This window comes from Streptomyces sp. (genome assembly GCF_035644915.1).
Classification (GTDB): Bacteria; Actinomycetota; Actinomycetes; order Streptomycetales; family Streptomycetaceae; genus Streptomyces.
Genome location: NZ_DASQNP010000266.1, coordinates 1 through 12,716, shown reverse-complemented (window position 1 = coordinate 12,716; position 12,716 = coordinate 1). Strand labels below are relative to the sequence as shown.

General features: G+C 72.3%; 10 protein-coding genes and 1 pseudogene. 3 read left to right on the top strand and 8 right to left on the bottom strand.

All coding sequences use genetic code 11. The annotated features are described in order from the left end of the window. Positions 1-134: 134 nt before the first annotated feature. The 8 genes and pseudogenes from VE546_RS27460 to VE546_RS27425 form a co-directional block, all read right to left on the bottom strand. Positions 135-730 (bottom strand): annotated as a pseudogene (locus tag VE546_RS27460) (ribonuclease H family protein). A gap of 78 nt (positions 731-808) precedes the next feature. Beyond that, a complete protein-coding gene (gene asnB, locus VE546_RS27455; RefSeq protein WP_324927087.1) occupies positions 809-2,650 on the bottom strand; it encodes an asparagine synthase (glutamine-hydrolyzing) in 1,842 nt (613 codons plus the stop codon). Between the two features lie 66 nt (positions 2,651-2,716). Then, positions 2,717-3,979: a nucleotide sugar dehydrogenase gene (locus VE546_RS27450; protein WP_324927084.1), complete on the bottom strand. Its 1,263-nt coding sequence runs from the start codon at positions 3,977-3,979 to the stop codon at positions 2,717-2,719. 78 nt (positions 3,980-4,057) lie between these two features. Next, positions 4,058-5,455 (bottom strand): MFS transporter, encoded by a 1,398-nt coding sequence (locus tag VE546_RS27445; RefSeq protein ID WP_324927082.1) that lies wholly within the window; start codon positions 5,453-5,455, stop codon positions 4,058-4,060. Continuing rightward, entirely contained in the window at positions 5,448-7,376 is a 1,929-nt protein-coding gene (locus VE546_RS27440; RefSeq protein WP_324927079.1) for an NAD(P)-dependent oxidoreductase, read from the bottom strand. Before VE546_RS27440 ends, VE546_RS27445 begins: the two co-directional genes overlap by 8 nt. Positions 7,377-7,593: 217 nt before the next feature. Next, the gene (locus VE546_RS27435) at positions 7,594-8,370 is read right to left on the bottom strand and encodes a phytanoyl-CoA dioxygenase family protein (RefSeq protein WP_414720605.1); all 777 of its coding nucleotides are present in this window, start codon (positions 8,368-8,370) and stop codon (positions 7,594-7,596) included. A gap of 226 nt (positions 8,371-8,596) precedes the next feature. Next, positions 8,597-9,232 (bottom strand): LmbU family transcriptional regulator, encoded by a 636-nt coding sequence (locus VE546_RS27430; protein ID WP_324927073.1) that lies wholly within the window; start codon positions 9,230-9,232, stop codon positions 8,597-8,599. Positions 9,233-9,420: 188 nt separating this feature from the next. Next, positions 9,421-9,771: a hypothetical protein gene (locus tag VE546_RS27425; RefSeq protein ID WP_324927070.1), complete on the bottom strand. Its 351-nt coding sequence runs from the start codon at positions 9,769-9,771 to the stop codon at positions 9,421-9,423. A gap of 342 nt (positions 9,772-10,113) precedes the next feature. On the opposite strand from VE546_RS27425, the gene VE546_RS27420 reads away from it, so the two are divergent. From VE546_RS27420 to VE546_RS27410, 3 genes are all read left to right on the top strand, one after another. Continuing rightward, on the top strand, positions 10,114-10,752 hold the full coding sequence (locus VE546_RS27420; protein WP_324927067.1) for a hypothetical protein: 639 nt from the start codon (positions 10,114-10,116) through the stop codon (positions 10,750-10,752). Between the two features lie 1,077 nt (positions 10,753-11,829). Then, positions 11,830-12,243 carry a hypothetical protein gene (locus tag VE546_RS27415; RefSeq protein WP_324927064.1) on the top strand — a complete coding sequence of 138 codons (414 nt, stop codon included), beginning with the start codon at positions 11,830-11,832 and terminating at the stop codon, positions 12,241-12,243. A gap of 15 nt (positions 12,244-12,258) precedes the next feature. Further along, positions 12,259-12,615 (top strand): hypothetical protein, encoded by a 357-nt coding sequence (locus VE546_RS27410; RefSeq protein WP_324927061.1) that lies wholly within the window; start codon positions 12,259-12,261, stop codon positions 12,613-12,615. The last annotated feature ends 101 nt before the right edge of the window (positions 12,616-12,716 follow it).

Here is a 12,716-nt window from a genome sequence, read left to right as displayed (position 1 = left end):
GACGTGCTCCGGGGAAGGGGCGGGCGACGGATGCTCCGCCCGTGTCCCCCGCGGCCCCCCGGCGCCGGCCCGGAAGGCCACCCGGGAGCGGACGGTCCCCGGGCCCGGGGCCGCAGGGACCGGCGGTGCCTACATCACGTCCCGTCCGTCGCCGTGGCGGCAGCGCAGGACGGATGGCCCCAGCCGTCGGGGTTCCTCGTGATCGTCTCGCCCTTCGCGTACGGCCGGCCGCAGCGGCACCGGCCGGGGAACCTGGCCTTGACCGAGCCGCCCGTGGAGCGCGCCCTGCCCGGCCGCTGCCCGGTCCTCGCGCCCGGTCGGCGGCGTCGTTGAGGGGGTCGCCGTCCACGCGGTGGGCCGGGGTGTGGACGAACTCCACCTCCCGGCCGGTCAGCAGTTCGTCGATGCGCATCACCAGGTCCTGGTTGGCCACCGGCGTGCCGGCCGCGGTCTTCCAGCCCTTCCGGCGCCAGCCCGGCAGCCAGGTGGTGACCGCCTTCATCGCGTACTGGGAGTCCATCCGCACCTCCGCCGGCACGGCCGGGTCGAGGGCCTCCAACAGCTTCTGCAGCGCGGTCAGCTCCGCCACGTTGTTGGTCGCCCGGCCCAACGGCCCGGCCTCCCAGCGCTCCACCTCACCGTCCGGCCCGGCGATGACCCACGCCCAGGCCGCGGGCCCGGGGTTCCCCTTCGACGCGCCGTCGCAGGCGGCAATGATCTTTTCCACCATCCTCCGATCCTGCCACCACCCCGCCGCGCCCCGGCCGCCAGGGCGGCCGGGGCGGGCACGTGCCGGGGGAGAGCGGGTTCAGAGGGCTATCCGCACATCGTGGCTGTACAGCCACTCGTGCAGTTGGAGCGCCGTCTCCAGGGCCGCCCGGCTCATGCCCTGCTCCAGAGCCGCGGCGCCCCGCTCGGCCACCGCCCGCTTGAGGTCGGCGGAGAACAGCGGGGCGAGCGGGCTCTCCGGGGTGCGTACGACATCGGCCAGCCGCTCGCGGAGCACCCGGTTGTAGGAGTCGTCCCCGATGGAGGGGTAGGGGGTCTTGATCCGCTGGGCCACCGCCTCCGGGAGCAGGTCCTTCATCGCCGCGCGCAGCAGGCTCTTCTCCCGGCCGTCGAAGCTCTTCATGGCCCACGGGACGTTGAAGGTGTACTCCACCAGCCGGTGGTCGGCGAAGGGGACCCGGACTTCGAGGCCGCACGCCATGCTCATCCGGTCCTTGCGGTCGAACAGCACCTGGGCGTGGCGGGTGAGCGCCAGGTAGGTGACCTCCCGGAAACGCGCCTCGGTCGGGTCGGAGATGTGGTCGGCGGCATCGATCTCGGCGACCGCGGTGCTGTGGCAGTCGCGTTCGTACGCGGCCAGGTCGAGCTTGGCCAGCAGGTCGGGGGCGAAGATGACGTCGTTGCCCTGGTATGCGGCCCGGCCCTCCTGGACCCAGGGGAAGGTGCTGGAGAGGACCCATTCGGGCTTGCGCTGCCAGTTGTAGCCGCCGAAGACCTCGTCACCGCACTCCCCGGACAGGGCGACGGTGGAGTGCTCGCGCACGAGGCCGAACAGCAGGTGCAGCGAGGCGTGCTCGTCGCCCTTGGCGATGGGCAGGTCGTAGGCGTCCAGCACGGAGGCCCGCAGTGCCGGGTCCAGCAGGTCGGGAGCCTTCAGCGGCAGTTCGCTGTGGTCGGACCCGACGTGCTCGGCCAGCAGCCGCGCGTACAGGTGGTCCTCGTTGACCGGGGTGCCGTCCTCGCGCACGGCGTCGTGGTCGCCGACCGAGCAGGAACGGATGCGCCCCATCCCCTTGTCGCGGGAGATCCGGGCCGCGAGCGCGGTGAGCGAGCTGGAGTCCAGGCCGCCCGAGAGCAGGGTGCACAGCGGGACGTCGGCCACCATCTGCTGGGCGACGATGGTCTCGAGCATCTCGCGGACGGTGGCGACGGTCCGGTCGAGGGTGTCGGTGTGCTCCGCGACCCGCAGTTGCCAGTACCGCTGCTCGACCGCGCCGGACCTGGTCACGCGCACGGTGCAGCCCGGCGGGACCTCCCGCATGCCGCGGAAGACCGCGTGCCCGGGCACCTTGGCGACCGACAGGATGTCGCGCAGCCCGTCGGCGTCCAGGACGGCCTGGAAGTCGGGGTGGGCGAGGATCGCCTTCGGCTCAGAGCCGAAGAGCACGCCGTCGGGGGTCGGGGCGTAGTACAGGGGCTTCACGCCCATGCGGTCACGGACCAGGAGCAGTTCCTGCCGCTGGACGTCCCAGACGGCGAACGCGTAGATGCCTTCGAGGCGCGTGACGAAGTCGGGCCCCCACTCCAGGTACGCGCGCAGGACCACCTCGGTGTCGCTCCTGGTCCTGAACTCGTGGCCCAGCGAGCGGAGCTGGGCGCGCAGCTCCTGGAAGTTGTAGGTCTCGCCGCTGTACGTGAGGACGGCCCGGGGCGCGGACGGGTCGCCGGCCACCATGGGCTGGCAGCCGCCTTCGAGGTCGATGACGGACAGCCGCCGGTGTCCCAGCGCGGCGTGTTCCGCCGTCCAGAGGCCTTCGGCGTCCGGCCCGCGCCGGGCCATCGTGTCCGTCATCGCCTGTGCGATGTCCCGGTGTTGTGCCACGTTGCGTGAGTAGTCGACCCAGCCGGCGACGCCGCACATGGGGGTGCTCCTTCGGATGAGAGGGGTGTGGAGGGGTGGAGAGGGGCAGGGGTGGCCGGGGCGGGGTCAGAGGCGCTCGACGTGGGCCTGGGGGCGGGCGGACCCCCGGGTGTCCAGCAGCAGCCGGGCGTGGTGCTCGATCACGTCGATGTCGTAGGCCCGGTGGTGCTGGAGCAGGATCGCCAGGTCCGCCCGGGCCAGGGCGCGGGGCAGTTCGTCCTCGGCGGCGGGGACCGGGAGGCCGTCGACCTCCCAGGCCGGCACGTAGGGGTCGTGGAACGACACCTCGGCGCCGAGGGCGCGCAGCCGCTTCACCACGTGGCGGGCCGACGTCTCGCGCTGGTCGGCGATGTCGGCCTTGTACGTGACGCCCAGCAGCAGCACCTTCGCCCCGTTGAGGGTGGTGCCGGCCCGGTCGAGGAGCTGCTGCGCGCGCTCGACCACGTACCGCGGCATCCGGGTGTTGATCTCCTGGGCGAGCTCCACCATCCGGAACGGGTAGCCGAGGGTGCGGACCTTGTGGGCCAGGTAGTTGGGGTCGATGGGGATGCAGTGGCCGCCGACACCGGGGCCGGGGCGGAACGCCTGGAAGCCGAAGGGCTTGGTGGCCGCGCAGGAGATCGCGTCCCACAGGTCGATCCCGAGTTCGTGGCAGAACACCGCCATCTCGTTGACCAGGGCGATGTTGACGTGCCGGTAGGTGTTCTCGATGAGCTTGGCCATCTCGGCCTCGCGGGTTCCGGCGGCCTGGACGACGGTGTCGACGAACTTGCCGTAGAAGGAGGCCGCGGCCGCGGTGCAGCCGGTGGTGTAGCCGCCGACGACCTTCGGGGTGTTGCGGATGCCGAAGTCCCGGTTGCCCGGGTCGACGCGCTCCGGGGAGAAGGCCAGGTGGAAGTCGGTCCCGGCGGTCAGGCCCGAGCGCTCCAGGATGGGGCGCACCACCTCGTCGGTGGTCCCGGGGTACGTGGTCGACTCCAGCACCACCAGCGTCCCGGGCCGCAGGTTCCGGCTGATCACCGCGCACGCGTCCTCGACCATGGTCAGGTCGGGTCCGCCGTGCTCGGACAGCGGGGTCGGCACGCACACGACCACCGTGCCGGCCTGTGCGATCACCTCTTCGTCGGTCGTCGCGGTGAAGCCCGCCGCGAGCATGCCGGCGACCGACTCGTCGTCGATGTCGTCGACGTGGGACGTGCCGTCGTTGAGCCGCGCCACCGTCTTCGCGTCGCGGTCCAGGCCGGTGACGGCCAGCCCGGACCGGCACGCCTCCAGCGCGAGCGGCAGTCCGACGTATCCGAGGCCGATGACGACCAGGTCACTGGGCACAGGAGCCCCCCTTTGCGGGTGTTGGGTGAGGAAGGTGTTCCACGGGCCGGCGGCCCGGCGGTTCGTCCGTGCGAGCGCTCACGACACGCTGCGGGCGCGCACGGCGAGCAGGGCGATCAGGAGGGTCGGGATCAGCAGGAGTCCGAGGGCGGCTCCGTAGCCGGCCAGGTCGGAGGCGCCGATCGCCAGGCACGTGTTGAGCACGGCGGAGGAGAGGGCCAGGATCGCGATCTGGCCGATGTTCTGGTTGGTCTGCATCGCGCTGCTCGCGTAGCCCTGCCGGCCGGGCGGGCTGTGCGAGAGCGACAGCACGGTCAGGGAGGGGTCCGCCAGTCCCATGCCGACGGCCGCCACCAGCATGGCCGACGCGGCGGTGGCCGCCGGCAGTTGGGGGAACGTGCCGGCGACGGCGAGCACGACCGCCAGCACCATCACCAGCGCGCCCGCCGTGACCAGCCGGTGCCGGGGCTGGTCCTGGAGCAGCCGCCCCTGCACCCAGGAGGCGCCCGCCCACACCACGGCGGCGCCGGTGAAGGCCAGGCCGCTGACCACCGCGCTCACCTGCCGCTCGGTGATCAGCATGAGGGGGACGAACGCCTCCACGGTGAAGAACGTGCCGGAGGACAGGCCGCGCAGCAGCACCGTGACCGGCAGGCCGCGGGCGGCCCGCCAGGTGCCCGCGGGCAGCAGCCGCGGCGCGAAGGGCACGAGCAGCACCACCCCCACCGCCACGAACAGCAGGTGGTGGACGTCCCAGCCCGAGACGCCGTACTGCCCGAGCGCCGCGCCGAGACTCACCACCGCCGCGATCAGCAGCGGCGGGCGGGAGGGGGCGGCGTCGGACGGGGCGACCGTTCCCGACCACGTACGGCCGCGCAGCACGGCCACCAGCGCGAGCGACGGCAGCACGGTCAGGGCGGCCAGACCGTAGAACACCGCGCGCCAGGACCACCACTCGGACACCAGGCCGGCCAGCGGGGGCCCGACCAGCGACGGGATGATCCAGCAGGTGCTCATCAGGGCCAGTACGCGGGGGCGCAGCCGTTCCGGGTAGACCTGGCCGATGGCCGCGTTGATCGACACCGCGACCATGCCGGCCGCCACCCCGTCCAGGAAGCGCCCGGCCGCGAGCTGCCAGATGGAGGTGCTGGTGGCCGCGACCAGCAGGGTGACCACCGTGAGGACCATTCCGGCCGCCAGCGGCCCGCGGGCCCCGGAGCGGTCCGACCAGTGACCGCCCAGCACCCCGCCCAGCAGGCTCGCGGCCACGAAGCAGCCCGCCACCAGCGGGAAGAGGGACACCCCGTCCAGGGCCTCGGCCGCCGTCGGCAGGGTGGGCACCACGGCCAGCGCGGCGAACCCGGTGAGGAACATCACCACCGTGAAGCCGGCCGTGGCGGCCGCGTACCGCCGGGAGAACAGCCCCTCCTCGGGGGCCCCGGTCCGTTCGGTCCGTTCCACCGTCCGCTCAGACATCACAGCCCAGCTGGGGAAGTCCGGTGACCGCGTCGTGGACGTCGCAGGCCAGCCACTGCGCCAGGGCGCGCAGGCCCTCGTTCAGCGGTGCCGACGCCCGCCAGCGCAGTTCGGTTTCGATCAGACCGGTGGACATGACGCCCTGGCGCACGCCGGGCTCGGTCAGTTCCTCCCAGGGCGTGCGGCGTGCGACGAGGGCGACCAGCTCGGCCAGTTCCTCCTCCGTGTAGGACGCGGAGGCGACGTTGAACACCGGGTGCGCGGGGGCGGCGGAGAGCACGGCGTCGATCGCCCCCGCCAGGTCGCGGTGGTCCACCACCTGGTGCCGGCGGCTCTTGTCCAGGAGCAGGGGCCGGCGCGTCCAGGCGCGGTGCATCCACTGGGCGGCCGCGGCCTCCGCGTGGACGCCCGGGCCCACCGGCTCGGCGGCTCGCAGCACCTGCACCGCCGTTCCGGTCTCCCGGCCCCACCGGCGGCACCGTTCCTCCTCGTGCCACCACTGCCGGGCCTCGGGGTCGCTCGGCGGGTCCGTCACCGACGTCTCCGTCACGGCCTCCTCGGCGCTGCCGCGGTAGACCGCCGCGGAGCCGACGTAGACGACACGCTCGATCCGCGCCTTCTCCGCGGCCGACAGCACCCGCGACAGCCGGTCCGGCCCGTCGGCGGGGGAGCCCAGGTGCACCAGGTACGCGGCGCCGTCCAGGAGCCCGGCGTCGGCCGGTTCCGCCACGTGGTCGGCGTGGTACCCCAGGTCGCCCAGGAGTCCCGCCAGGTGACGGCCGAATCCGCTCCCGCCTCCGGTGACCGCCACGCGGGCCCTGGCCTCCCGGGCCGTGGCCGCCGGTTCGGCGGCCCCGAGCCTGGCCCCGCGGCCCGCCTCGAACGCGACCAGGGCGAGTTCCCGCACCGGCGGGATCAGCTCGTTCAGCTCCTCGGCGGTGTAGTCCTCGCACAGGCCGCCGGGCCCCAGCGAGCCCATCACCGCGTGCTTGACCTCGTCCGCCGGGGGCTCGGCCGTGACACCGGCCACGACCACGCCCATCGCGAACGCCGTCTCCCACACCGGCCGTGCGATGCCCTGCGGCAGCGCCGAGGAGTCCGCCGCCGCGAAGGCGGTGCGGGACCGCTCCCCCAGCCCGATGCGCCGCAGGTACCGTTCGGCCTCGATGTACTCCCACTCCGCGTCCGGCCCCCGGCGGATCGCGCACCGGGCGTCGCCGTACTGGTAGAAGGGGACGACCGCGAACTGGGCGCAGTCGTATCCGGTGGGCTCGGCCGCCCGGTCCGTGAAGATCGCCGACTGCCGCCAGCCGTGGGTGCTGTTGCCCGCGATGCTGGGGACCTCGCTGTGGTCCACCGTGTTGGGCACGCACACCCGGACGGGCACCCCGAGCGCGTTCAGGTAACGCTGCATCACCACGTCGTAGGGCCAGCCGAGTCCGTGCTCGGCGGCGAACGCCTCGTAACCCCGGGCCGCGTCGGCGGGCAGCATCAGCGCCAGGCAGGGCGTGTGCTCCTCGATGGCGTACGTCCACTGCTCACCGGCCAGCGCCGCCAGCCGCACCGCCGCGCCCGTACGCCCTTCCCAGCCCGCGTAGAACGCGACGGCCTCGTCCGGGACGGCCGCCGCGACCCGCTCGGCGTACCGGAAGAACCCCTCGGCCAGCACCACGTCGTCCTGGAGGACCAGGTGGTGGGTGGCGTCCGGCGCCACGTTCCGCCACGCGACCGCGGCCGAACGCAGTGCGGTCGGCGGCCCCTCGGGCTGGGGGTCCACCGCCACCGTGACCCGGCCCGCCGTGTCCGTCTCCGCGAGCAGCCGGGCCGCCTCGGCACGTCTCGGATGCGTCATCACCGCCCCGCTCAGGCGGACGGGGCGTCCGGTGGCGTCCGTGTGTATCCGGTGTTCCTGGGAAGTCATTGCGTTCCTCGGAAGAAGTAGATGTGCAGGGTGGGGGGCAGAGAGGTGCGGCCACCGGCGCACGGAACGGGACGAGGGCCGACCCCCGGGTCCTCCGTCCCGTCCGGTGCGCCTTTCGCGCCCTTTCACGGGCGGCGGCAGACAGGCGTGCGCTTTTCGGGAATCACCCCGGGCGGGGAGAATCACCCCGGGGATTCCATGGGCGGCTCACGGCCGCTCAGGACTCCGAATCCTCCGCGTTCCTGTTGCGCACCTTGCGCTCGTTCTTCTCCAGGCCGTGGTCCGCGCCCTGCTCCCGCTCGAGCCTGATCATCTCGGCGGGGCGGTAATTGAGGATGTAGGCGCGTCGGGTGCCGTCCGTGGTGTTGCCGCGGGAATAGTGCAGGGTCTGGCCGGCGTGCGCGACCGCCTCACCGGGGGACAGCGGCACCGCGGTTGCGCCGGGCTCGTCCTCCGAGCAGTCGCACTCGATGTTCTTCCCGTCGCTCGTCGGGCGGTGCGGGCGCAGGGGTTCCTTGTGGGAACCACGGATGTACCACATGCAGCCGTTGTCCACGGTCGCCTCGTCCAGCGCCACCCAGATCGAGACCGCGCGCGTGTCGGGCAGGTCGACCCAGTAGGCCGCGTCCTGGTGCCACGGGGTCGGGACCCCGGAGCGGGGCGCCTTGTGGATCATCATGTCGAAGTCCAGCATGGCGTCGTCGCCGATCAGCTCGCGCGCCACGGCCAGGGCCCGGGAGTGCAGCGGCAGTTCGCGCAGCGGCGGGTGGAGCGCCGAGGGCCACATGATCTGCGTGATGTTCTCGCTGACGCCCTCCCGGCGGGGGACGTGGGAACCGAGGTCGGAGCGCTTGTCCCCGGCCTCTATCTCGCCGCTGAGGAGCTTGTCGTAGATCTCGCGGTAGGTCTCCACCTCCTCCGGGGACAGCAGCTTCCCGGTCGTAGCGAACCCGTCCCTCTGGAAAACCTGAGTACGTGTGAGGCTGGTGTCCACCGTCACAGTAAAAGCACCTTTTCTTCCGACTGTCGCGGTCAGATCCTTCTGAACTCACGCGCCATTGCACCGGGGTGCGGACGCGAATGTGGTGCGATGAGCCCGAGGAATTCGGCTGTCACCGCCGCCTTCCTCGCGCTGGTTATCCAAGACGCCACCGCGGCGAGCGGTCAATACTTTTCCTGTCCGGCCGCATTCGGAGATGTCATGGCGGGCCGGGACGGTTCTACAGGCCGGCTTCCACCGCGCGTCTGGGATCCGGCGGTGCGGCGTTGTTACGGGCCGCGGCGTCGAGAACTCTGAGAGCCCACTCCCCCAGGTCGCAGTTGGCCCGTTCCGCGGCTCTCTGCCAGATCTGCCGGCGGGCCTGGGGAATAGTCAGGCGCAGTTCGGCCGTGGGGGTACCTGCGTCCGGGGAGACCGAGTGGCGTATGTGCCGCCTCAACTCGTTGCGGGACCACGCGTGTTTTTCGGAGAGGTCCAGCCATCTGTCCTGCTCCGAAGGGGATAACGCGGCCACTTCCGCATGGTGCTGCATGCTGAGCCCCGGCCTGCGCCGGTCCGGCGGAACCTTCCTCGCGATCCAGGCGTAGTTCCGCAGCGTCTGGTAGTCGAGCGAGGTGTCCTCTATGGCCTTCCGGTAACGCTCCGGGTAGCGGTCCTGGCCGTAGACGAGCCAGTCGCCCAGCCACCACGTGGTCGAATCAGCGGCCACCTGGAGCGCCTTGCCGATGCGCATCCATTCTTCCATCGAAAGACGCGCGGGCATGGAAAGCGACGTTCGTTCCTTGCGTATTAACCCCCTCCTCGCTTTGTGCGCTATCGAGGACCCGGCCTTCTGCGGTCCGTGTACGGCTCGCACTGCGCAACCTCCCGTGCCTCACCAGCAGTGGATCATGTTGGCAACCCGGCAGCCGCACATCAAGGTCTATACCACTTGGCGTCCCGCCGGCGGGACGGTCACGGACGGCGACGGGGGCTCGACCGGACGCATCCGCGCCCGGGGCAACTCCGTTCCGTGCCACGCCTGTTCGCCGGTCCGCGACGGGATCAGCAGCGGTCGCGCCCGGGCCGCTGCACCCATGGTCCCACCAGGGCTGTCCTGGGCAGCGCCACCAGCCTCAGGCACCTGGGCAGCGTGGCCGCGTACGCGGCGAGCTGCGCGGCCCGGTCGAAGTTCCGCGGGGCGCGCGCCGCGGCCGCTTCCAGGAGCTGCCGGGCCTCGTCGGCCTCGTCGTCGAAGCCGCACCAGCGCAGGGCGAGCAGTCCGTCCGCCTCCGGGGACCGCTCGGGCAGCGCCAACGGGCTGGCCCCTCGCCAGCGAGGTTCGGGATCGAGCACGACGACCGGGAAGAAGGCACCGAGACCGTAGTGGGCGGCCTGAACGACGTCGTGGGACACTTGCTCCTCCTCGGAACCTCATCGAACAGGGGCGGCGGTCCGCCCGCCTGCGGCTCTCGCGGACCGACGCGTCGCGGCGGAGCGGCACGGTTCGTGGCGCAGCGTGGATTCTCGCCATCGCCCCCGGTCCGGCTCAAGGCAGTACCGGCGGGGCCCTGCGCCGTCCCGCCGGCGGGACGGCCGCCGCGTTCCGATCCCTGGCGACTTCTCCGACCGGCCGGACAGAATCGCGCGCAACACGGCCGAACTCGTCACGCAAACCGGAAAGTTTCCTCCAATTGACGGAGAGGACATCCGCGGGTCGTGTGACGGCCAACGATCCAAGCGGCTAAGGAGCCCGTCTTGACTGCTCGCGAGACCACTTCGGAGCACGGGGTAACGGTGCGCGTCAAACACCGCCGGAACCCGTACGACTACATGCTCACCGATGAACAGCTCGCCGACGTGCTGCTGGAGCTGGGCCTCCGGCGCGCGACCAGCATATGGAGGAACCACACCGCCACCACCGCGGCAGCACCGCGCGATCCCTACCCCCGGGCGAGCATGGGTTTCGTCGTCATGGATCCGACCTCCGGCCCCTGGACGCCCGACGCCCAGGCGGTGCTGGGCGTCATCACCGTGGGGCAGGACGGACACAGGTTCCTCGGCAACGCCGCCGCCAAGGCATCCGGTCACCGGAGGCTCGGAAGGAACTACGGTGAGGCCGTCCTCGTGGATCCTCACCTGTGCGGCAGCGGCGGATTCCGTTACGGGCACTCCGCCGAGGTCCGCGGGGTGATCGTGGGCGCCAGCTCGCAGTCCACCGACCAGGACCTCTTCGAGGCCGGCCAGTTGGCCGCCGACTTCGTCCAGGCGATCGCGGAGCACCACCTCGCGTGGGAGGAGAGCCGGGGCCCCGGTGACTGGTTCTCCGACGCCGACGCCCCTCACGCGGACTACCTCGGCATGGTCGACTTCTTCGCCCTGGACGTCGCCGCCTGAGCACGCCGTGCTCCGCTCCGGTGCCTGAGGCGGCGCCCGGCCGCACCTGTGCCGGTTGCGGGCCCGATCGGTCCGGGCGGGGGCGGTGTGCATGTCGCCCTCGTCCCGCGGCCGGTGGCGCCTGGAACCGGGTGAACTCCCGTTCGGTGTCGGTTGGTCCATGACGACGCACCACCGGCCATCGCCCGGCACCCGGCCTCAGGTGACGCGACGGGTTCCGGAGCAGCAGCCCCCGGACGCATCCGCGCCCTGGGCATGTCCGCACCACCACGGACACCGGACGGACCGCTTCGCAAAGCGCCTCCCCCAGAGCCTCGGCGTCGAGCCGGACCGGGCCGGCGGAGCCGCGGTGGAGGCAGAGGCAGGTCCCCGGGGTGCGGCGGTCGTTCGGAGCCCGGTGGGGGCGGCCGTCGGGATCCGCGGATCCGCACAGGCCGGACCCGGCCGGCTCGGCCTCGGCATCGTTCCCACAGGCCGCGCGGTGCGCGGCGAAAGGTGTCCGGCAGGACGCGCCGTGCCCCGGACCGCCTCGGCCACGGCCACGCCCGTCCACCGCACGACCGCCGGATCCGCACCGGAAGCCGGGACCCCGCGCCCGCCGCGGTCCGCGACCGCGTGCCGGTGACGAGGGCCGCGGGCCAGGCGGAAACGAGGAAGGGTTCCCCGTCTCGCTGGAGGCGGGGAACCCTTCGTGGAGCGCCCGGCAGGCCTTGCACCTGCATTTCCCGCCGGTTGGCGGACGTCTTTCCTTGGACCACGGACGCATCGCCCGGTGCCGTGCACCGGAACTGCTGATGATCATACAGGATTTCCGGGGGCCGGTGATCACCATGCGGTCCGCCTCCCGACCGGACGGTTCCGCTCGCACCCCCGGCCCGGGTGCGGGCAAGGCCGTCCTGCCGGAACCGGGCGTGGAGCCTGCCGCGGCAGACGACGGCCTCACCGGAAGGGTGATAACCCTCCCTTTCACCCGCTGGTTTGACGCGGTCTCGTGCTCGAACAGCCACAACACAGGCCAGAAATGGCCACTTGTTGGCAAGGCCGCACCTGATCGGTGGTGATGCCGATGATGGGGGCATGAACGCACGACGGCCAGTGCTCATCACGAGCTGTGCAGTCGTGGCCGGGGTCGGTGCCCTGCTCGCGGTGCTGCGCTGGAGCCAGGCCGACCGGGTCGCGGCGGTGGTGTCCTGTCTGGCTGCCGTGGCCTCGGTCGGGGTGGGGGTCTGGGCGGCCTTCCCGGCCTCGCGGACGGAGCCCGAACCGGAATCCGGAGGGGATCGGGGTCCCGCCGCGCCCGCGGGTCCGGCCCACGGGACGGTGATCCGGGTGGCCGACACGGGGAGCGCGATCGCGGGACGGGGTGGCAGGGCTTCCTCCGGCTTCTCCGGACCGGCCGACCGGATCAGGGGAGAGTTCGGCGTCGAGCGGACCGGAGACGCGGACGCCTCGGAGGGCGGGGACGCCGACACCGGAATCCGGCTGGACTGATGGGAGGAAGCCGCCATGGGGCGCCGTGAACAGAGGGCCGAGGTACGGCGGAGCGGCCCAGCCGTCGCCTACGACCATTCAATTGCCATCAGCGGGGTGGTCCTGGGCGGCCTGCATGTGAACGCGGTGCCGACCGGGGACGAGGCCCGGCGGAAACTGGCGGGCCTGGTGGCCCGGCAGTGGGAGAAGGAAGCGGTCGACCACCTGCAACTCGACAACCCCGACGCGATCCCCGTGCGCTGGCACCCCGTCCACGACCGTCGGCTGATGGACTCGGCGCAGAACCTGACGGCGTCGTCGCTGCGCCTGGCCTTCACCAGCCAGGACCTCCGTCCGCGGCGGGCTGGGACACCACGAGGTTCAAGCGGCTGAACGACTGGGTGGCCCACCGCCTGGCCCAGGACTACCCGACACTGGCCGCCCCGAAGATCCGCCGGGAGGTCTGCGAGGAACTCGTCGAGGAGCGGCACGTC

Bases quoted from the DNA above. Each gene is read 5' to 3' on its own strand.
- asnB (WP_324927087.1), bottom strand. From the start codon at position 2,650: ATGTGCGGCGTCGCCGGCTGGGTCGACTACTCACGCAACGTGGCACAA.
- VE546_RS27445 (WP_324927082.1), bottom strand. From the start codon at position 5,455: ATGTCTGAGCGGACGGTGGAACGGACCGAACGGACCGGGGCCCCCGAG.
- VE546_RS27440 (WP_324927079.1), bottom strand. From the start codon at position 7,376: ATGACTTCCCAGGAACACCGGATACACACGGACGCCACCGGACGCCCC.
- VE546_RS27410 (WP_324927061.1), top strand. From the start codon at position 12,259: ATGGGGCGCCGTGAACAGAGGGCCGAGGTACGGCGGAGCGGCCCAGCC.
- VE546_RS27415 (WP_324927064.1), top strand. From the start codon at position 11,830: ATGAACGCACGACGGCCAGTGCTCATCACGAGCTGTGCAGTCGTGGCC.